The sequence below is a fragment of the Aeromicrobium flavum genome (assembly GCF_007992115.1).
In the GTDB taxonomy this organism is placed as follows: domain Bacteria; phylum Actinomycetota; class Actinomycetes; order Propionibacteriales; family Nocardioidaceae; genus Aeromicrobium; species Aeromicrobium flavum.
In genome coordinates this window covers 63,611-80,537 of sequence record NZ_BJZQ01000002.1, presented here as the reverse complement: position 1 = coordinate 80,537, position 16,927 = coordinate 63,611, and the positions used below count along the sequence as shown (strand labels likewise).

General features: G+C 69.3%; 28 protein-coding genes. 27 read left to right on the top strand and 1 reads right to left on the bottom strand.

Annotated features, from left to right (window positions below; genetic code table 11):
• Positions 1-16 precede the first annotated feature (16 nt).
• The 24 genes from rplC (at position 17) to AFL01nite_RS03310 (ending at position 12,660) form a co-directional block, all read left to right on the top strand.
• Entirely contained in the window at positions 17-670 is a 654-nt protein-coding gene (gene rplC, locus AFL01nite_RS03425; protein ID WP_146825779.1) for a 50S ribosomal protein L3, read from the top strand.
• A 5-nt stretch (positions 671-675) separates the two neighbouring features.
• Entirely contained in the window at positions 676-1,644 is a 969-nt protein-coding gene (gene rplD, locus AFL01nite_RS03420) for a 50S ribosomal protein L4, sunset domain variant (protein ID WP_146825778.1), read from the top strand.
• Complete coding sequence (gene rplW / locus AFL01nite_RS03415) at positions 1,644-1,946, top strand: 50S ribosomal protein L23 (RefSeq protein WP_146825777.1); 303 nt, start codon at positions 1,644-1,646, stop codon at positions 1,944-1,946. The genes rplD and rplW overlap by 1 nt, the downstream gene beginning before the upstream one ends.
• Positions 1,947-1,961: 15 nt before the next feature.
• On the top strand, positions 1,962-2,789 hold the full coding sequence (rplB, locus tag AFL01nite_RS03410; RefSeq protein WP_146825776.1) for a 50S ribosomal protein L2: 828 nt from the start codon (positions 1,962-1,964) through the stop codon (positions 2,787-2,789).
• Positions 2,790-2,809: 20 nt separating this feature from the next.
• A complete protein-coding gene (gene rpsS, locus AFL01nite_RS03405; protein WP_078699126.1) occupies positions 2,810-3,091 on the top strand; it encodes a 30S ribosomal protein S19 in 282 nt (93 codons plus the stop codon).
• Positions 3,088-3,504: a 50S ribosomal protein L22 gene (gene rplV, locus AFL01nite_RS03400; protein ID WP_146825775.1), complete on the top strand. Its 417-nt coding sequence runs from the start codon at positions 3,088-3,090 to the stop codon at positions 3,502-3,504. The genes rpsS and rplV overlap by 4 nt, the downstream gene beginning before the upstream one ends.
• Before the next feature lies 1 nt (position 3,505).
• Positions 3,506-4,315 carry a 30S ribosomal protein S3 gene (gene rpsC / locus AFL01nite_RS03395; protein WP_146825774.1) on the top strand — a complete coding sequence of 270 codons (810 nt, stop codon included), beginning with the start codon at positions 3,506-3,508 and terminating at the stop codon, positions 4,313-4,315.
• Positions 4,315-4,734, top strand: coding sequence for a 50S ribosomal protein L16 (gene rplP, locus AFL01nite_RS03390; RefSeq protein WP_146825773.1), 420 nt, complete (start codon positions 4,315-4,317; stop codon positions 4,732-4,734). Before rpsC ends, rplP begins: the two co-directional genes overlap by 1 nt.
• Entirely contained in the window at positions 4,734-4,952 is a 219-nt protein-coding gene (gene rpmC, locus AFL01nite_RS03385; protein ID WP_146825772.1) for a 50S ribosomal protein L29, read from the top strand. Before rplP ends, rpmC begins: the two co-directional genes overlap by 1 nt.
• Positions 4,949-5,230 carry a 30S ribosomal protein S17 gene (rpsQ, locus tag AFL01nite_RS03380; RefSeq protein WP_146825771.1) on the top strand — a complete coding sequence of 94 codons (282 nt, stop codon included), beginning with the start codon at positions 4,949-4,951 and terminating at the stop codon, positions 5,228-5,230. Before rpmC ends, rpsQ begins: the two co-directional genes overlap by 4 nt.
• A gap of 7 nt (positions 5,231-5,237) precedes the next feature.
• Positions 5,238-5,606, top strand: coding sequence for a 50S ribosomal protein L14 (gene rplN, locus AFL01nite_RS03375; protein ID WP_019143636.1), 369 nt, complete (start codon positions 5,238-5,240; stop codon positions 5,604-5,606).
• Position 5,607: 1 nt separating this feature from the next.
• Complete coding sequence (gene rplX, locus AFL01nite_RS03370) at positions 5,608-5,919, top strand: 50S ribosomal protein L24 (RefSeq protein ID WP_146825770.1); 312 nt, start codon at positions 5,608-5,610, stop codon at positions 5,917-5,919.
• Between the two features lies 1 nt (position 5,920).
• Positions 5,921-6,478 carry a 50S ribosomal protein L5 gene (gene rplE, locus AFL01nite_RS03365; protein WP_146825769.1) on the top strand — a complete coding sequence of 186 codons (558 nt, stop codon included), beginning with the start codon at positions 5,921-5,923 and terminating at the stop codon, positions 6,476-6,478.
• Between the two features lies 1 nt (position 6,479).
• Positions 6,480-6,665 (top strand): type Z 30S ribosomal protein S14, encoded by a 186-nt coding sequence (locus AFL01nite_RS03360; RefSeq protein WP_078699117.1) that lies wholly within the window; start codon positions 6,480-6,482, stop codon positions 6,663-6,665.
• 95 nt (positions 6,666-6,760) lie between these two features.
• Positions 6,761-7,168 (top strand): 30S ribosomal protein S8, encoded by a 408-nt coding sequence (gene rpsH / locus AFL01nite_RS03355; RefSeq protein ID WP_146825768.1) that lies wholly within the window; start codon positions 6,761-6,763, stop codon positions 7,166-7,168.
• Between the two features lie 16 nt (positions 7,169-7,184).
• A complete protein-coding gene (gene rplF / locus AFL01nite_RS03350) occupies positions 7,185-7,727 on the top strand; it encodes a 50S ribosomal protein L6 (protein WP_146825767.1) in 543 nt (180 codons plus the stop codon).
• Between the two features lie 3 nt (positions 7,728-7,730).
• On the top strand, positions 7,731-8,114 hold the full coding sequence (gene rplR / locus AFL01nite_RS03345) for a 50S ribosomal protein L18 (RefSeq protein ID WP_146825766.1): 384 nt from the start codon (positions 7,731-7,733) through the stop codon (positions 8,112-8,114).
• Positions 8,115-8,145: 31 nt separating this feature from the next.
• Positions 8,146-8,742: a 30S ribosomal protein S5 gene (gene rpsE / locus AFL01nite_RS03340; protein WP_146825765.1), complete on the top strand. Its 597-nt coding sequence runs from the start codon at positions 8,146-8,148 to the stop codon at positions 8,740-8,742.
• On the top strand, positions 8,742-8,924 hold the full coding sequence (gene rpmD, locus AFL01nite_RS03335; RefSeq protein ID WP_146825764.1) for a 50S ribosomal protein L30: 183 nt from the start codon (positions 8,742-8,744) through the stop codon (positions 8,922-8,924). Before rpsE ends, rpmD begins: the two co-directional genes overlap by 1 nt.
• Positions 8,925-8,926: 2 nt before the next feature.
• Positions 8,927-9,367 carry a 50S ribosomal protein L15 gene (gene rplO / locus AFL01nite_RS03330; RefSeq protein WP_146825763.1) on the top strand — a complete coding sequence of 147 codons (441 nt, stop codon included), beginning with the start codon at positions 8,927-8,929 and terminating at the stop codon, positions 9,365-9,367.
• A 115-nt stretch (positions 9,368-9,482) separates the two neighbouring features.
• Positions 9,483-10,787, top strand: coding sequence for a preprotein translocase subunit SecY (secY, locus tag AFL01nite_RS03325; RefSeq protein WP_146825762.1), 1,305 nt, complete (start codon positions 9,483-9,485; stop codon positions 10,785-10,787).
• Positions 10,784-11,350, top strand: coding sequence for an adenylate kinase (locus tag AFL01nite_RS03320; RefSeq protein ID WP_281285725.1), 567 nt, complete (start codon positions 10,784-10,786; stop codon positions 11,348-11,350). Before secY ends, AFL01nite_RS03320 begins: the two co-directional genes overlap by 4 nt.
• Before the next feature lie 18 nt (positions 11,351-11,368).
• Entirely contained in the window at positions 11,369-12,184 is an 816-nt protein-coding gene (map, locus tag AFL01nite_RS03315) for a type I methionyl aminopeptidase (RefSeq protein ID WP_146825761.1), read from the top strand.
• Between the two features lie 56 nt (positions 12,185-12,240).
• Positions 12,241-12,660, top strand: coding sequence for a hypothetical protein (locus AFL01nite_RS03310; protein ID WP_146825760.1), 420 nt, complete (start codon positions 12,241-12,243; stop codon positions 12,658-12,660).
• 27 nt (positions 12,661-12,687) lie between these two features.
• On the opposite strand, the gene ddaH is transcribed toward AFL01nite_RS03310, so the two are convergent.
• Positions 12,688-13,545 carry a dimethylargininase gene (gene ddaH / locus AFL01nite_RS03305; RefSeq protein ID WP_146825759.1) on the bottom strand — a complete coding sequence of 286 codons (858 nt, stop codon included), beginning with the start codon at positions 13,543-13,545 and terminating at the stop codon, positions 12,688-12,690.
• 125 nt (positions 13,546-13,670) lie between these two features.
• Here ddaH and AFL01nite_RS03300 point away from each other — a divergent pair, with 125 nt between their 5' ends.
• From AFL01nite_RS03300 to AFL01nite_RS03290, 3 genes are read left to right on the top strand one after another with little or no spacing between them, the layout of a single operon-like run.
• The gene (locus AFL01nite_RS03300; RefSeq protein WP_146825758.1) at positions 13,671-14,129 is read left to right on the top strand and encodes an Lrp/AsnC family transcriptional regulator; all 459 of its coding nucleotides are present in this window, start codon (positions 13,671-13,673) and stop codon (positions 14,127-14,129) included.
• A gap of 50 nt (positions 14,130-14,179) precedes the next feature.
• Complete coding sequence (locus tag AFL01nite_RS03295) at positions 14,180-15,619, top strand: MFS transporter (protein WP_146825757.1); 1,440 nt, start codon at positions 14,180-14,182, stop codon at positions 15,617-15,619.
• Positions 15,616-16,923 carry a M20/M25/M40 family metallo-hydrolase gene (locus AFL01nite_RS03290; RefSeq protein WP_146825756.1) on the top strand — a complete coding sequence of 436 codons (1,308 nt, stop codon included), beginning with the start codon at positions 15,616-15,618 and terminating at the stop codon, positions 16,921-16,923. The genes AFL01nite_RS03295 and AFL01nite_RS03290 overlap by 4 nt, the downstream gene beginning before the upstream one ends.
• Positions 16,924-16,927 lie beyond the last annotated feature (4 nt).

Here is a 16,927-nt window from a genome sequence, read left to right as displayed (position 1 = left end):
GGGAGGGACGCACACCATGATCAGCAGCACACTCACCACGCGCGGCCTCCTCGGGCGCAAGCTCGGGATGACGCAGGTCTGGGACGAGAACAACCGGGTCGTCCCGGTGACCGTCCTCGAGGCCTCCACGAACATCGTCACCCAGATCCGTACCCGCGAGCTCGACGGCTACAGCGCCGTGCAGCTCGGCTACGGCGAGGTCGACGGACGCAAGCTGAACAAGCCCCAGGCGGGTCACTTCGCGAAGGCCGGCGTCACGCCGCGCCGTCACGTCGTCGAGATCCGCACCGAGGCCGTCGCCGACTACACCCTGGGCCAGGAGATCTCCCCGGAGATCTTCGCCACCGGTGACAAGGTCGACGTCACCGCCACCAGCAAGGGCAAGGGCTTCGCCGGCGTCATGAAGCGTCACGGCTTCGCCGGTGTCGGCGCCTCGCACGGCGCGCACCGCAACCACCGCAAGCCCGGCTCGATCGGTGGCTGCGCCACCCCGGGCCGCGTCTTCAAGGGCCTGCGCATGGCGGGTCACATGGGCACGGACACCGTGACCACCCAGAACCTCACCGTCCACGCGGTCGACGTCGAGCGGGGCCTCATCCTGGTCAAGGGCGCCGTGCCCGGGGCCAAGGGCGCTCTCGTCGTCATCCGCTCCGCTGCGAAGGGAGCCTGACCGACATGGCCAAGACCATTGACGCCGACCTGCCGGTCGACATCTTCGACGCCCGCGTCAGCATTCCGCTGATGCACCAGGTCGTCACCGCCCAGCTGGCCGCGGCTCGTCAGGGCACGCATAGTGTCAAGACGCGCGCCGAGGTCCGCGGTGGCGGCAAGAAGCCGTACCGCCAGAAGGGCACCGGCCGCGCTCGCCAGGGCTCGATCCGCGCTCCCCAGTACGCCGGTGGTGGCATCGTGCACGGCCCCACGCCGCGCTCGTACGATCAGCGCACGCCCAAGAAGATGAAGGCTGCCGCTCTCCGTGGCGCCCTCACCGACCGGGCCCGCAGCGGTCGCCTGCACGTCGTCGACTCCCTCGTGGGAGACGCGCCGTCCACCAAGGCCGCGCTCGCCGTGGTGCGTGAGCTCACGATCCGTCCCCGCGTGCTCGTGGTCCTCGACCGCGACGACACCGTGACGGCCAAGAGCCTGCGCAACGCCGAGCTGATCGCCACGATCACGTTCGACCAGCTCAACACGTACGACGTGCTGCTGGCCGACGACGTGGTGTTCACCCAGGCCGCGTTCGACGCCTTCGTGGCGGCGCGCTCGGCCGAGGGCACCGAGACGGTCAAGCTGAGCCAGGCGGTCGTCGAGTCCGACGCCCCCGCGGCCAAGCCGGCCAAGAAGACCGCCAAGAAGGTCCAGGCCCAGGCCGAGACCACCGAGACGGTCGCGTCGGACGACGACGCCAAGGCCGGCGCCACCAAGACCCAGCCGTACGGCCCGGGTTCGAAGGCGCCGCTCGCCAGCGGCAACGCGCCCAAGGGTCACGAGATCAAGGGCAACGAGAACTCGAAGAAGTACCACACGCCGGACGGCCAGTGGTACGACCAGACGGTCGCCGAGGTCTGGTTCGACACGGTCGAGTCCGCCGAGGCAGCAGGGTTCGCCCCGGCCGGTGGCGACGAGGCCCAGGAGGAGAACTGATGACGAACCACGGAACCTTCGCACGGGACGTCCTGATCGCCCCCGTGGTCAGCGAGAAGAGCTACGGCCTGCTCGACGACAACAAGTACACGTTCCTGGTCCACCCGGACGCCAACAAGACCCAGATCAAGATCGCCGTCGAGGAGATCTTCGGGGTCAAGGTCACCGGTGTGAACACGATCAACCGCAAGGGCAAGGCCCGTCGTACCAAGAACGGCGTCGGCAAGCGCAAGGACACCAAGCGCGCCGTCGTCAGCGTGGTTGCCGGCCAGAGCATCGACATCTTCTCGAGCCCGAGCTGAAGGACTGACTGACACATGGCTATTCGCAAGTACAAGCCCACCACCCCGGGCCGTCGCGGCTCGAGCGTGGCGGACTTCGCCGAGATCACCCGCACGACGCCCGAGAAGTCGCTGGTCGAGCCGCTGCCCAAGAAGGGCGGCCGCAACAACCAGGGCCGCATCACCACCCGTCACCAGGGTGGTGGCCACAAGCGCGCCTACCGCATCATCGACTTCAAGCGCTACGACAAGGACGGCGTGCCGGCCAAGGTCGCTCACATCGAGTACGACCCCAACCGCACCGCCCGCATCGCACTGCTGCACTACGCCGACGGCGAGAAGCGCTACATCATCGCGCCCGAGGGCCTGAAGCAGGGCATGGCCGTCGAGGCCGGAGTCGGCGCCGACATCAAGCCCGGCAACAACTTGCCGCTGCGCAACATCCCGGTCGGCACCACGATCCACGCGATCGAGCTGCGTCCGGGCGGTGGCGCCAAGATGGGCCGTTCCGCAGGCGCCAAGGTGCAGCTGGTCGCCAAGGAGGGCTCGAAGGCGCAGCTGCGTCTGCCCTCCGGCGAGATGCGCTACGTCGACGTGCGCTGCCGCGCCTCCATCGGTGAGGTCGGCAACGCCGAGCAGTCCAACATCAACTGGGGCAAGGCCGGCCGCAACCGCTGGAAGGGCAAGCGCCCGACCGTCCGTGGTGTCGCCATGAACCCGATCGACCACCCGCACGGTGGCGGTGAGGGCAAGACCTCCGGTGGTCGCCACCCGGTCAGCCCGTGGGGCAAGCCCGAGGGTCGTACGCGCAAGCGCAAGGCCAGCGACCAGATGATCGTCCGCCGTCGCAAGAGCGGCCGCTGAGAGAGGACCTGGAGAAAAAGATGCCTCGTAGTTTGAAGAAGGGTCCCTTCGTTGACGGCCACCTTGAGAAGAAGGTGGACGCCCAGAACGCAGCCGAGACCCACAACGTGATCAAGACGTGGTCGCGCCGCTCGATGATCCTGCCGTCCTTCATCGGACACACGATCGCCGTGCACGACGGCCGCAAGCACGTTCCCGTGTTCATCACCGACTCGATGGTCGGCCACAAGCTGGGGGAGTTCGCTCCCACCCGCACGTTCAAGGGCCACGAGAAGGACGACCGGAAGGCGAAGCGCCGATGAGTGCCACCACCCGCGACAATGTGAGCGAGCGCCGCGCGCGCCTGCTCGGCGACCGCCCCGGCGCGTTCGCCGTGGCGCGCTACGTGCGAGTCACCGCGCAGAAGTCCCGCCGTGTCGCCGACCTGATCCGCGGCTCGCGGGTCGAGGACGCGCTGACCATGCTGAAGTTCCAGCCGCAGGCCGTGGCCGAGAACTTCTACAAGCTGGTCGACTCCGCAGCCTCGAACGCCGAGACCACCGAGGGTCTGGATCGTTCGACCCTGGTCATCACCACGGTGATGGTCGACGAGGGTCCGACGATGAAGCGCTGGCGCCCCCGCGCCAAGGGTGCGGCCAACCGCATCCTGAAGCGCACGAGCCACCTGACGGTGGTCGTCGAACCCGCAACCGAGACGAAGAAGGGTGGCAACTGACATGGGTCAGAAGATCAACCCGCACGGTTTCCGCCTGGGCATCTCCACGGATCACAAGAGCCGTTGGTACGCCGACAAGCTGTACTCCAGCTACGTCGGTGAGGATGTCAAGATCCGTCGCCTGCTCACCAAGGGCATGGACCGCGCCGGCATCAGCCGCGTCGAGATCGAGCGCACCCGCGACCGTGTCCGCGTGGACATCCACACGGCACGTCCGGGCATCGTGATCGGTCGCCGTGGCGCCGAGGCCGACCGCATCCGCGGCGACCTGGAGAAGCTGACCGGCAAGCAGGTCCAGCTGAACATCCTCGAGGTCAAGCAGCCCGAGATGGACGCGCAGCTCGTCGCGCAGGGCGTGGCCGAGCAGCTGTCCGGTCGTGTGCAGTTCCGCCGCGCCATGCGCAAGGCGATGCAGACGACGATGCGCTCCGGTGCCAAGGGCATCCGGATCCAGTGCTCGGGTCGTCTCGGCGGCGCCGAGATGAGCCGCTCGGAGTTCTACCGCGAGGGTCGCGTCCCGCTGCACACGCTGCGCGCCGACGTCGACTACGGCTTCTACGAGGCCAAGACGACCTTCGGCCGCATCGGCGTGAAGGTCTGGATCTACAAGGGTGAGGTCGCCGGTACCCGCGCCGAGCGCGAGGCCGAGGCGGCCCGTCGTGCGGCCGCTCCCGGCAGCCGTCGTCCCGGCCGTGGTGAGCGTGGCGGCGCCCGTCGTCCCGCTCGTGACGCCGCTCCCGCCGCTGCGCCGGCTGCCGCTGATGCGGCTCCCGCAGCCGCTCCTGCGGCCACCGAAGGAGTTGAAGCCTGATGTTGATGCCCCGTCGCGTCAAGTACCGCAAGCAGCACCACCCGAAGCGTCGCGGTATGGCCAAGGGCGGCACGGAGCTCGCCTTCGGCGACTTCGGCATCCAGGCGGTCGAGGGTCACTACGTGACCAACCGTCAGATCGAGTCCGCGCGTATCGCCATGACCCGTCACATCAAGCGTGGCGGCAAGGTCTGGATCAACATCTACCCGGACCGCCCGCTGACCAAGAAGCCCGCCGAGACCCGCATGGGTTCCGGTAAGGGCTCGCCCGAGTGGTGGGTCGCCAACGTCAAGCCCGGTCGTGTGATGTTCGAGCTCTCGGGCGTCACCGAAGAGGTGGCCCGTGAGGCGATGCGCCGTGCAATCCACAAGCTGCCCATGAAGGCACGCTTCATTTCCCGCGAGACAGGAGACCTGTGATGGCTAGCAACGCCGCAGAGCTCCGCGACCTCACTGCCGATGACCTGGCCGCGAAGCTGAAGGAGGCCAAGGAGGAGCTGTTCAACCTGCGCTTCCAGAACGCCACCGGTCAGCTCGACAACACCGCGCGTCTGCGCACGGTGCGCAAGGACATCGCGCGCATCTACACGGTCATCCGTGAGCGCGAGCTCGGCATCATCGAGGAGGTTCAGGCATGAGCACCAAGGACACCGCTGTGAACAACGAACGCTCCGCCCGCAAGACCCGCGAGGGTCTGGTCGTCAGCGACAAGATGGAGAAGACCATCGTCGTCAGCATCGAGGAGCGCTTCAAGCACCCGCTGTACGGCAAGGTGCTGCGCCGCAACATCAAGCTGAAGGCTCACGACGAGGCCAACGCGGCCGGCGTCGGCGACCGCGTCCTCCTGTCGGAGACGCGTCCGCTGTCGGCGACCAAGCGCTGGCGCCTGGTCGAGGTCCTCGAGAAGGCGAAGTGAGAGACAGATGATTCAGCAGGAGTCGCGACTCAAGGTCGCCGACAACACGGGTGCCAAGGAGATCCTCTGCATCCGCGTTCTCGGTGGCTCCGGTCGTCGCTACGCCGGTATCGGCGACACGATCGTCGCCACCGTCAAGGATGCGATCCCCGGTGGCAACGTCAAGAAGGGCGATGTCGTCAAGGCGGTCATCGTGCGCACCGTCAAGGAGCGCCGCCGTCCCGACGGTTCGTACATCAAGTTCGACGAGAACGCCGCTGTCATCCTCAAGGCTGACGGCGACCCCCGTGGAACCCGCATCTTCGGCCCCGTGGGCCGCGAGCTGCGCGACAAGAAGTTCATGCGCATCATCTCGCTCGCTCCGGAGGTGCTCTGAGATGGCTCGAATTCGCAAGGGTGACCAGGTCAAGGTCATCGCCGGCAAGGACAAGGGCGTCGAGGGCAAGGTCATCAACGTCCTCGAGAACGACCGCGTCATCGTCGAGGGCGTGAACCGCGTGCAGAAGCACACGCGCGCCGGACAGACCGGGGCCGAGGGCGGCATCATCACCGCCGAGGCCGCGATCCACGTCTCGAACATCATGCTCGTCGTCGACGCCGATGGCGGCAAGACCACGACCAAGGTGGGCTCTGGCGTCATCGACGGCAAGAAGACCCGCATCAGCCGCAAGACCGGAAAGGAGATCTGAGATGGCTACCACCACCGCGCCCCGCCTCAAGGCGAAGTACCGCGAGGAGATCGTGGCCGCGCTGCGCGAGCAGTTCGAGTACGACAACGTCATGCAGGTCCCCGGCCTGACCAAGATCGTCGTCAACATGGGCGTCGGTGAGGCGGCCCGCGACGGCAAGCTCATCGAGGGTGCCATCAAGGATCTGACGGCCATCACCGGCCAGAAGCCCCAGGTCACCAAGGCCCGCAAGTCGATCGCCCAGTTCAAGCTGCGTGAGGGCATGCCGATCGGCACGCACGTCACGCTGCGTGGCGACCGCATGTGGGAGTTCCTCGACCGCCTGCTGACGCTCGCGCTGCCGCGCATCCGCGACTTCCGCGGCCTCTCGCCCAAGCAGTTCGACGGCCGTGGCAACTACACGTTCGGCCTGACCGAGCAGGTCATGTTCCACGAGATCGATCAGGACAAGATCGATCGCAGCCGGGGCATGGACATCACGGTCGTCACCACGGCCACCAACGACGACGAAGGCCGCGCGCTGCTCAAGCTGCTCGGCTTCCCGTACAAGGAGAACTGACATGGCGAAGACCGGTCTGAAGGTCAAGCAGTCCCGTACGCCGAAGTTCGGCGTCCGCGGCTACACGCGCTGCCAGCGCTGTGGTCGTCCCCGCTCCGTCTACCGCAAGTTCGGCCTGTGCCGCATCTGCCTGCGGGAGATGGCGCACCGGGGCGAGCTGCCCGGCGTCACCAAGAGCTCCTGGTAAGAACCACCACCCAACCGCAGTAGGTCCCCTCCCACCCGCCGGCCCGCCGGCGAGCACGAGACGGAAACCGCAGTGAGAAACGGAACACCACTGATATGACGATGACCGATCCGATCGCAGACATGCTGACGCGTGTCCGCAACGGCAACCAGGCGTACCACGACGCCGTGACGATGCCGCACTCCAAGCTCAAGGAGGGCGTCGCCGCCATCCTGAAGCAGGAGGGCTACATCACCGACTACTCCGTGGCCGACCCGGCCGAGGGCGAGGTCGGCAAGTCGCTGACCATCACCCTCAAGTACGGCCCGCACCGCGAGCGCTCGATCGCCGGCATCCGCCGCATCAGCAAGCCCGGCCTGCGCGTCTACGCGAAGTCGAACAACCTTCCGAAGGTCCTCGGCGGCCTGGGCGTGGCGATCATCTCCACGAGCCAGGGTCTGCAGACGGACCGTCAGGCCAACAACAACGGAGTGGGTGGGGAAGTCCTCGCCTACGTCTGGTGACGAGAGGAGACTGAACATGTCGCGCATCGGCAAGCTCCCCGTCGCCATTCCTTCCGGCGTCGAGGTCAACATCGACGGCCAGACCGTCACCGTCAAGGGCCCCAAGGGCCAGCTCGCGCACACCGTCGCCGAGCCGATCACCGTCCGCAAGGACGATGACGGCGCGCTCGCGGTCGAGCGTCCGAACGACGAGCGTCGCAGCAAGGCCCTCCACGGCCTGTCGCGCACGCTGGTCAACAACATGGTCATCGGTGTCACCGAGGGCTACGAGAAGAAGCTCGAGATCGTCGGCGTCGGTTACCGCGTGCTCCCCAAGGGCCCATCGGAGATCGAGCTGAACCTCGGCTTCAGCCACCCGGTGCCCTTCACGGCGCCCGAGGGCATCACGTTCACCGTCGAGGGTCCGACCAAGCTGACCGTCTCGGGCATCGACAAGCAGGCCGTGGGCGAGGTCGCCGCCAACATCCGCAAGATCCGCAAGCCGGAGCCGTACAAGGGCAAGGGCGTGCGTTACGCGGGAGAGCGCATCCTGCGCAAGGCCGGAAAGGCTGGTAAGTAAGCCATGGCAATCTCGATCAAGCACGCCAAGCACACCGCGGGCCGCATCGCGTCGCGTCAGCGCCGCCAGATCCGCGGTCGCAAGAAGATCCAGGGTTCGGCCGAGCGTCCTCGCCTGGTCGTCACCCGCTCCAGCAAGCACATCGTCGCGCAGGTCGTCAACGACCTCGAGGGACACACGCTGGCCTCGGCTTCCACCATGGAGTCGGACCTGCGCTCGTTCGACGGCGACAAGACGGCCAAGGCGAAGAAGGTCGGCGAGCTGCTGGCCGACCGCGCCAAGGCCGCCGGCATCGACGCCGTGGTCTTCGACCGCGCCGGCAACAAGTACGCCGGTCGCGTCGCGGCCCTGGCCGACGGTGCCCGCGAGAACGGACTGGAGTTCTGATGACCATCACGACGAACAAGGGGAGTGCCGCATGAGCACGCGCCGACAGGGTGGTGGCGAGCGTCGCGGAGGCCGCGGCGACCGCAACGCCGACAAGTCCAACTACATCGAGAAGGTCGTCACGATCAATCGTGTGGCCAAGGTCGTCAAGGGCGGCCGGCGCTTCAGCTTCACCGCGCTGGTCATCGTCGGTGACGGCGACGGCCAGGTCGGTATCGGCTACGGCAAGGCCAAGGAAGTCCCCACGGCCATCGCCAAGGGTGTCGAGGAGGCGAAGAAGAGCTTCTTCCGCGTCCCCCGCATCCAGGGCACCATCCCGCACCCCGTGCAGGGTGAGAAGGCCGCCGGCGTCGTCTTCCTGCGCCCCGCGTCCCCCGGTACCGGCGTCATCGCCGGCGGCCCGGTCCGCGCCGTGCTGGAGGCCGCTGGCATCCACGACGTCCTGAGCAAGTCGCTCGGCTCCTCGAACGCGATCAACATCGTCCACGCGACGGTGGAGGCGCTCCGCATGCTGGAGTCGCCCGAGGACGTGGCCCAGCGCCGCGGCCTGACCGTCGAGGAAGTCGCCCCGGCGGCTCTCATCAAGGCCGGCAAGGTCAAGTACGGAGAGGCGGAGGTGACCGTCTGATGGGCAAGATCGAAGTGACCCAGATCCGGTCCGCGATCGGCCGTGAGTCGAACCAGCGCAACACGCTGCGTTCGCTCGGGCTCAAGCGCATCGGCGACGTCAAGGTCGTCGAGGACCGTCCCGAAATCCGCGGCATGGTCAACACCATCCCGCACCTGCTCTCCGTGAAGGAGGTGGACTGATCATGGCGATCAAGTTGCATCACCTGCGTCCGGCCCCCGGCGCCAAGAAGGCCAAGACCCGTGTGGGTCGTGGTGAGGGCTCCAAGGGCAAGACCGCTGGTCGTGGCACCAAGGGCACCAAGGCCCGTTACCAGGTGTCGGCCAGCTTCGAAGGCGGCCAGGTCCCGCTCCACATGCGCCTGCCGAAGCTCAAGGGCTTCACGAACCCGTTCCGGGTCGAGTACCAGGTCGTCAACGTGGGCCGGATCGGCGAGCTCTTCGCCGAGGGTGGCGCCGTCGACGTGGCGTCGCTCATCGAGAAGGGCGCGGTCCGCAAGGGCCGTCCCGTCAAGGTGCTCGGCGGTGGCGACATCGACGTCGCGGTCCAGGTGACCGTCGACAAGGTGTCCGCCTCGGCCAAGACCAAGATCGAGGCCGCGGGCGGCTCGGTCACCGCGTCCTGACGCGGTTGCACCAAGCCTCAGCGATCATCGGGCGGGTTCTCCCTACAGGAGAGCCCGCCCGTTTCGCGCACTGTTACAGTCAGACGGCGTCATGCCGTGAAGCGGGAGGAAGTCCGTGCTCAAAGTCTTCGTGAACGCGTTCAGGACACCTGAACTGCGTCGCAAGATCCTCTTCGTGCTGGGGATCATCGTGCTCTTCCGGCTCGGCTCGATGCTGCCCGCTCCGGGCGTCAACGTGTCCAACGTGCGCGAGTGCGTCGACCTGGCCGCCGGCGGCGAGAACGCCGGCCTGTTCGCGCTCATCAACGTCTTCTCCGGCGGTGCGCTGCTGCAGCTGACCGTGTTCGCGCTGGGCATCATGCCCTACATCACCGCGAGCATCATCCTGCAGCTGCTCGTCGTCGTGATCCCGCGGCTGGAGGCCCTCAAGAAGGAGGGCCAGTCCGGTCAGGCGAAGATCACCCAGTACACCCGGTACCTCACCGTCGGCCTGGCGATCCTGCAGGCTGCCGGCATCGTGGCACTCGCGCGCAGCGGCGACCTGTTCCAGGGCGCCTGCAACCTGCCGCTGCTCTACCGCCCCGACAGCCTGGCCTCGTACCTGCTGATCGTCCTCACGATGGTCGCGGGCACCACCGTCATCATGTGGTTCGGCGAGCTCATCACCGACCGCGGCGTCGGCAACGGCATGTCGATCCTGATCTTCACGCAGGTCGTCGCGACCTTCCCCGGCTCGATGTGGAACATCCGCGAGACGCAGGGCTGGAGCACCTTCGCGATCGTGATCGCCGTCGGCCTGGCGGTCGTCGCGCTGGTCATCTTCATCGAGCAGGCCCAGCGCCGGATCCCGGTCCAGTACGCCAAGCGCATGGTCGGCCGCCGCATGTTCGGCGGCTCGTCCACCTACATCCCCCTCAAGGTGAACCAGGCCGGCATCATCCCGGTCATCTTCGCCTCGAGCCTGATGTACCTGCCGGTCCTGTGGGTCAACTTCAACGCCGAGTCGCGGTTCTCCAGCTGGATCCAGGACCACTTCGTCACGGGCGACCACCCGTACTACATGGCCACCTTCTTCCTGCTGATCGTGTTCTTCACGTACTTCTACGTGTCGATCACCTTCAACCCGGAGGAGGTCGCCGACAACATGAAGAAGTACGGCGGCTTCATCCCGGGCATCCGCGCCGGCAAGCCGACCCAGGACTACCTGGGCTACGTCCTGTCGCGCATCACGGCCCCGGGCGCGCTGTACCTGGGCCTGATCGCCCTGATCCCGATGTTGGCCATCGCGCTCGTCGGCGCCAACCAGAACTTCCCGTTCGGCGGCACGACGATCCTGATCATCGTCGGCGTCGGCCTCGACACGGTGAAGCAGATCGAAAGCCAGTTGCAGCAGCGCAACTACGAAGGGTTCCTGAAGTGACGCGACTCCTCATCATGGGCCCGCCGGGGGCGGGCAAGGGCACGCAGGCCGTGGCACTGGCCGCACGCATCAACGGCGCGCACATCTCGACCGGCGACATCTTCCGCGAGAACGTCGCGCGGCAGACCGAGCTCGGCCAGACGGCGCAGCGCTACATGGACGCCGGCGAGTACGTGCCGGACGAGGTCACCAACGCGATGGTCGCCGACCGGCTCGCGCAGGACGACGCCCGCGACTCCTTCCTGCTCGACGGCTACCCGCGCACGCTCGACCAGGTCGCCAAGCTCGACGAGATCCTGACCGACCTCGGCTCCACCCTCGACGGCGTCGTCGCGCTGACCGTCGTCGAGGACGAGCTGATCGGGCGCCTGCTGGAGCGGGCCAAGGTCAGCGGTCGCTCGGACGACACCGAGGACGTCATCCGGCACCGCCAGGACGTGTACCGGACCGAGACCGAGCCGCTGCTCGCGGTGTACCGCGACCGTGGCCTGCTGATCGAGGTCGACGGCATGGGCACCCCGGACGAGGTCGGCAAGCGCATCGCCGACGCGCTGCCGGCCTGAGCCCGCAGGAGCGCCCGCATGTTCGGTGAGTCCATCGAGCTGAAGACCCCCGAGCAGCTGGCCACGATGCGGCGCGCGGGCCTGGTCGTCGGCCGCACCCTCGAGGTGCTGCGCGACGCCGTGGCCCCGGGGGTCTCCACGCGCGACCTCGACGCGCTCGCGCGCGAGCGGCTCGCGGCCGAGGGCGCCACGTCGAACTTCCTGGGCTACCACGGCTTCACCGGGGTGATCTGCGCGTCGGTCAACGACGAGATCGTCCACGGCATCCCGGGCGACCGGGTGCTGGCCGAGGGTGACCTGGTGTCGATCGACTTCGGCGCCGTGGTCGACGGCTGGCACGGCGATGCGGCCATCAGCGTGCCGGTCGGTGAGGTGGCCCCCGAGGTCGCCGAGCTCAACCGGGTCACCGAGGAGTCGCTGTGGCGCGGGATCGCCGCCGCCCGCATCGGCGGCCGGGTGGGCGACATCTCGCACGCGATCGAGGCGCACGTGCGCAGCCAGGGCCGGTACGGGATCACCGAGGGGTTCACGGGCCACGGCATCGGCTCGGAGATGCACCAGGCGCCGGATGTGCCGAACAGCGGGCGCCGGGGCAAGGGCCCGAAGATCACGCTCGGCATGGCGCTCGCGATCGAGCCGATGATCACGCTGGGCACCTCGCGCGCCGAGATCCTCGAGGACGACTGGACCGCCGTCACCAGCGACGGCACCTGGGCCGCCCATCACGAGCACTCGATCACCGTGACCACCGAGGGAGTGTGGGTCCTGACGGCGCTCGACGGCGGGGCGGCGCGGCTGGCCGAGCTCGGTGTCCCGTGCGCCGAACCCGCCTGATCCTGCTGAACCCTCCTGCGGTCGGGGTCGGCGCGCGGCCGCGGCAGACTGAGGGCATGCGCCTGCGATCGATCGTCCTGCTCCTGTCGTCCGTCGTGCTGATCGCCGGCTGCGGCGGGGCGACGGACGAGCCGGAAGCATCGCCGTCGACGGCCACGCCCAGCGCCAGTGCCGAGCAGGTCGTCGAGCAGGTGCTGCGCCGTCACCTCGTGGCCTCGGACGCCGGCGACTGCGCCGCGGTGAAGGAGACCGTGCAGCTGCCGGTGCTGGTCGAGTGTGCCGACGTGCGTGAGCAGCAGGGTCAATGGAGCGCCGACGGCGCCGACCTGGAGACCGTGCCGGTGGCGGTCGAGATCACCGAGGACAGCGCGACCGCGACCGTCACCTGGCCCTCGGGCGAGGAGAACGAGTGGGCGCTGCAGGACGGCGGCGCGGGGTGGCGCGTGCTCAACGTCGACGTCAGCGACGGCGTCTGAACCCGCCCCACCCGACGTGCGAGCCGTTCAGCGGTGCAGCTCGGCGGTGCAGCACTTGACGCTGCCCCCGCCCTTGACGAACTCGGTCAGCCCGACCGGCGCCGGGCGGTACCCGCGCTGCGCCACCGCGTCGGCCAGGCCCGCCGCCTCGCTCGGGAGCACGACGTTGACGCCGTCGCTGACGAGATTGAGCCCGAAGGCGAGCGCGTCGGCCTCCGAGCATTCCAGTGAGCCGGGGAACAGGCGGCGGAGGACCCGACGGCTGGAAGGGCTGAAGGCCCCCGGGAACCAGGCGACGTCCGCCGGAGTCGCCCCGCCCCCGTCGTCGAGCACGCCGAGCGCCACATCGAGGTGGTAGAACCGCGGGTCGACCAGCTCGAGCGAGACGACCCGGCGATCGAGCACGCGCGCAGCCTCCTCGTGCGCGTCGCGCGCGGTGCGGAAGCCGTGCCCGGCCAGCACGAGCTCGGCCAGCACCAGGAAGTCGCCCTCGCCCTCGTTGACGTGAGCCGGGCGCTCGACCTCGCGACCGGCGCCGCGCAGGAAGTCGACGTGCGCGTGCGCCTCGGCCTGGCGCTGCGGGAACGCGAACGCGGCGCCGTAGGTGCGGGGCCCGACGGAGACGGCGCCGTTGGCCGCGAACACCATGTCGGGCAGACCCGGAACCGGGTCCAGCAGGTCGACGCGGTGGCCCAGGCCCAGGTAGGTGTCGTGCAGGTGCTGCCACTGGCGGTGCGCCGTCGCGGCGTCGACGGCGACCGTGGGATCCATCCACGGGTTGATCGCGTAGACGACGTCGAACTCGGTCGGCGGGCACATCACGTAGTGCCGCGGACGCGCGGCACGTGCCGTGACGGCCGCCGGCGTGGTCAGGATCTGCGACATGGGACTCCCTCGGTGCGGATCCCTCGAGCCTAGGGACCGCAGGACGGGCGAACCAGCCGTTTTTCCTGCCTCCGAGCACTGGTTCGTTGCTTACTTCAGGGATGAAGCATTGGTATGTTGCGTGCATGGCCCTCGACGAGATCGACCGTTCCCTGCTGGAGGCACTGACCGAGGACGGGCGTGCCAGCTTCGCGACCCTGGGGTCGCGCGTCGGGCTGTCCGCGCCGGCGGTGAAGCGGCGGGTCGACCGACTCGTCGAGACGGGCGTGATCAGCGGCTTCACGGTGGTCGTCGACCCGCACCACCGCGGCTGGACCACCGAGGCGTACGTCGAGGTGCACTGCCAGGGCACGATCTCGCCCGACGTGCTGCGCGAGGCCTTCCTCCAGGTGCCGCAGGTGCACGCCGCCGCCACCGTCTCCGGGGCGGCCGACGCGATCCTGCACCTCGTGGCCGAGGACGTGCGCGACCTCGAGCAGGCACTCGAACGGGTGCGGGCCGGTGCCGCCAACGTCACCCAGACCGAGACCTCGATCGTCCTCTCGCGGCTGGTGCACGACCGGCACAGCGTCGCCGGCTCGTGACCTCGCCGATCGTGCCGGCCGGTCGCGGCCGGAGGGCTGGCCTGTCGCGCATGGGACGACACCGAGCGGCCTCCGTCGGAGCCGGACTCGTCGGCGCGCTGGTCTTCGTCGAGTTCGTCAGCGGGTTCCTGCAGGGCTACTACACGCCGCTGGCCACGGACATCGCGCGGCACCTCGACATCAACGACGCCGACGTCAACTGGTTCGAGGCGGCGCAGCTGCTGCTCTCGGCGCTGTGCGTGCCGCCGCTGTCGAAGCTCGGCGACCTCGTCGGGCACCAGCGGGTGCTGGTCTGGTCCGCCGTCGTCACGGCCGTGGCGACGTGGGGGATCGCGCTGTCGAGCAGCTTCGAGTCGTACCTGGTGTTCTGGGCCCTGCAGGGCGTCTTCACCGTCTGGCTCCCGCTCGAGGTGGCCCTGATCTACCGCCGCAGCGTGGGCCTGCCGCTGCGCGCGGCCGCGACGCGCCGGGCCACCGGGGTGATCGTCGCCGCCCTGCAGGCCGGTGCCATCGCCGGTGCCCTGTCGGCGGGCGCGACCTCGGCCGCGTTCGGGCCGATCTGGTTGGTGCTGGCCGTGCCGGCCGTGCTCACCGTCGCCGTGGTGCTGGTCATCGTCGGCTTCGTCCCCGACACGCACGTCGTGCAGCCCGGGGGCCTGGACGGTCGCGGCCTGCTGTGGCTGAGCTCGAGCCTGCTGCTGGTCACCGGCGGGCTCTCGCTCGTCCGGCTCTGGGGTGCGGACTCGCCCTGGCCGTGGCTCGCCATCGCGGCCGGTGCGCTGGTGCTGGTCCCGTTCTGCCGCCACGAGCTGCGGATCACCGACCCGATCATCGACCTGCGCGTCATGCGGCAGCCGTCGATGTGGCCGGTCCAGTTCACCGCGCTGCTCTTCGGCGTCAGCGTGCTCGGCGCGCAGATCCCGCTGTCGACCTTCGCCCAGACCGATCCGGACGTGCACGGCTACGGGCTCGGCCTGGACTCGACCTCCGTGGCGCCGATCATCGGCGGCTACGTGCTCTCGATGCTCGTGGGCGCGCTGCTGTTCGCCCGGATCAGCCAGCGGTTCAGCCCGCGTGCCTGCCTGATCGCGGCCGCGACCCTGGTGGGAGTCGGGTACGCGTCGCTGGTGCCCCTGCACGCGTCCGTGCTGCAGATGGCCGCGTGCATGGTGGTCGCCGGGCTGGGCTCCGGGGCGCTGGTCGCGGCGCTGCCGGCCGCGGCCGCCGCCGCGGCCCCGGAGGGCCGGACCGCCGTGGCCACCGGCCTGACGAACACCACGAAGACGATCGGCGGGGCCTTCGCCTCGTGCGTCTTCGGCGTCGCCCTCGCCGCCGGCGCGTCCCACGCCACCGCCGCGTCGCTGAGCGGGTACTACACCGTCTGGATCGTGTGCTCGGCCACCGCGTTCGTCGCGGCGGTCGGCCTGGCCTTCGTGCCGCGGCTGGCGTTCGCCGATCCGGCCGCGCTGGAAGAGGAGCTGGAACGATGACCCCCGCCGACCGTCTCGCCGAGCTGATCGCCTGCCGCACCGTCTCGGCACCGGAGGAGCGCGACGAGGCCGAGTTCGCCGCCTTCCGGGAGACCTTCGCACGGCTCTACCCCCGCCTGCACGGCGCGCTCGAGCTCACGGAGTTCCCCGGTGGGACCCTGCTCTTCCGCTGGGCGGGGCGCACGGCGGACCGGCCGTTGGTGCTGATGGCGCACTACGACGTGGTCCCCGCCCCGGCCGAGCAGTGGGACCGCGACCCGTTCTCGGGCGCGATCGAGGAGGGGTTCGTGCACGGCCGCGGCGCGCTGGACGACAAGGGCCCGCTGGTCTGCATCGCCGAGGCGGTGGAGTCGCTGCTCACCGAGGGGTTCGAGCCGGCGCGCGACGTCTACCTGTCCTTCGGCGCCGACGAGGAGGTCTTCGGCCGCGGCGCCGCGGACGTCGTCGACCACCTGGCCGCTGCGGGCGTGCGCCCATGGCTCGTCTCCGACGAGGGCGGCGCGATCGTCGACGACGCCCTGCCCGGCGTGTCCGCGACGACGGCGATGGTCGCGATCGTCGAGAAGGGCACGGTCGACGTCGGCCTCGTGGCCCGCGGCGGGGGAGGGCACGCCTCGACGCCGTCGCCGAACGGCGCCACGGCTCGGCTGGCCCGTGCGGTGCTGCGGATCGAGCGCCACCCCGCGACCCCGCACCTGTCCGACCCGGTGCTGCAGATGCTCGACGCGCTGGCCGACCTCGTGCCCCGGCCGGTCGGCGTGGCGCTGCGCCAGGCCCGCCGGGCGAAGCGGCCGGTGGCCGAGCTGCTGGCCCGGCTCGGCAAGGAGACCGGCGCGATCGTGCGCACGACGATGGCGGTCACCCAGCTCAGCGGCAGCCCGGCGCGCAACGTGCTGGCGACCGAGGCGCGCGCCAACGTCAACGTCCGACTCGCGGTGGGGGACACCAAGGAGCGGCTGCGGCTCAGGCTGGAGCGGCTGTTCCGCGGGCTCGAGGTCGAAATCGAGCGGATGGACGGCGAGGACCCGCCGCCGGTGTCGCGCACCGACAACGACGCGTGGCGCGCTCTGTGCGACGCCATCGGCGTGCTCGGGCCCGACGTGCACGTCGTTCCCTACGTGCAGACGGGCGGCACCGACGCGCGCCACTTCACCCGGATCAGCGACTCGGTCTACCGCTTCGCGCCGCTGCACATGACGCGGGCGCAGCGCGACTCGATCCACGCGCCGAACGAGAAGGTGGCGGTCGAGACGCTCGAGCGCGGCGGCGCGTTCCACCGCGCGTTGATCACCGCGCTCGGCTGACCGC

Excerpts from the sequence above, each read along its gene's own strand:
- rpmC (WP_146825772.1), top strand. The coding sequence starts at position 4,734 with ATGGCTAGCAACGCCGCAGAGCTCCGCGACCTCACTGCCGATGACCTG.
- rpsE (WP_146825765.1), top strand. The coding sequence starts at position 8,146 with ATGAGCACGCGCCGACAGGGTGGTGGCGAGCGTCGCGGAGGCCGCGGC.
- ddaH (WP_146825759.1), bottom strand. The coding sequence starts at position 13,545 with ATGTCGCAGATCCTGACCACGCCGGCGGCCGTCACGGCACGTGCCGCG.
- rplF (WP_146825767.1), top strand. The coding sequence starts at position 7,185 with ATGTCGCGCATCGGCAAGCTCCCCGTCGCCATTCCTTCCGGCGTCGAG.
- rplC (WP_146825779.1), top strand. The coding sequence starts at position 17 with ATGATCAGCAGCACACTCACCACGCGCGGCCTCCTCGGGCGCAAGCTC.
- rplE (WP_146825769.1), top strand. The coding sequence starts at position 5,921 with ATGGCTACCACCACCGCGCCCCGCCTCAAGGCGAAGTACCGCGAGGAG.
- map (WP_146825761.1), top strand. The coding sequence starts at position 11,369 with ATGTTCGGTGAGTCCATCGAGCTGAAGACCCCCGAGCAGCTGGCCACG.
- rpsC (WP_146825774.1), top strand. The coding sequence starts at position 3,506 with ATGGGTCAGAAGATCAACCCGCACGGTTTCCGCCTGGGCATCTCCACG.
- rplV (WP_146825775.1), top strand. The coding sequence starts at position 3,088 with ATGAGTGCCACCACCCGCGACAATGTGAGCGAGCGCCGCGCGCGCCTG.
- AFL01nite_RS03360 (WP_078699117.1), top strand. The coding sequence starts at position 6,480 with ATGGCGAAGACCGGTCTGAAGGTCAAGCAGTCCCGTACGCCGAAGTTC.
- AFL01nite_RS03300 (WP_146825758.1), top strand. The coding sequence starts at position 13,671 with ATGGCCCTCGACGAGATCGACCGTTCCCTGCTGGAGGCACTGACCGAG.
- rpmD (WP_146825764.1), top strand. The coding sequence starts at position 8,742 with ATGGGCAAGATCGAAGTGACCCAGATCCGGTCCGCGATCGGCCGTGAG.
- rplP (WP_146825773.1), top strand. The coding sequence starts at position 4,315 with ATGTTGATGCCCCGTCGCGTCAAGTACCGCAAGCAGCACCACCCGAAG.
- rpsQ (WP_146825771.1), top strand. The coding sequence starts at position 4,949 with ATGAGCACCAAGGACACCGCTGTGAACAACGAACGCTCCGCCCGCAAG.
- AFL01nite_RS03290 (WP_146825756.1), top strand. The coding sequence starts at position 15,616 with ATGACCCCCGCCGACCGTCTCGCCGAGCTGATCGCCTGCCGCACCGTC.
- rplX (WP_146825770.1), top strand. The coding sequence starts at position 5,608 with ATGGCTCGAATTCGCAAGGGTGACCAGGTCAAGGTCATCGCCGGCAAG.
- AFL01nite_RS03310 (WP_146825760.1), top strand. The coding sequence starts at position 12,241 with ATGCGCCTGCGATCGATCGTCCTGCTCCTGTCGTCCGTCGTGCTGATC.
- rpsS (WP_078699126.1), top strand. The coding sequence starts at position 2,810 with ATGCCTCGTAGTTTGAAGAAGGGTCCCTTCGTTGACGGCCACCTTGAG.
- rpsH (WP_146825768.1), top strand. The coding sequence starts at position 6,761 with ATGACGATGACCGATCCGATCGCAGACATGCTGACGCGTGTCCGCAAC.
- rplD (WP_146825778.1), top strand. The coding sequence starts at position 676 with ATGGCCAAGACCATTGACGCCGACCTGCCGGTCGACATCTTCGACGCC.
- AFL01nite_RS03295 (WP_146825757.1), top strand. The coding sequence starts at position 14,180 with ATGGGACGACACCGAGCGGCCTCCGTCGGAGCCGGACTCGTCGGCGCG.
- rplO (WP_146825763.1), top strand. The coding sequence starts at position 8,927 with ATGGCGATCAAGTTGCATCACCTGCGTCCGGCCCCCGGCGCCAAGAAG.
- rplN (WP_019143636.1), top strand. The coding sequence starts at position 5,238 with ATGATTCAGCAGGAGTCGCGACTCAAGGTCGCCGACAACACGGGTGCC.
- rplR (WP_146825766.1), top strand. The coding sequence starts at position 7,731 with ATGGCAATCTCGATCAAGCACGCCAAGCACACCGCGGGCCGCATCGCG.
- rplW (WP_146825777.1), top strand. The coding sequence starts at position 1,644 with ATGACGAACCACGGAACCTTCGCACGGGACGTCCTGATCGCCCCCGTG.
- rplB (WP_146825776.1), top strand. The coding sequence starts at position 1,962 with ATGGCTATTCGCAAGTACAAGCCCACCACCCCGGGCCGTCGCGGCTCG.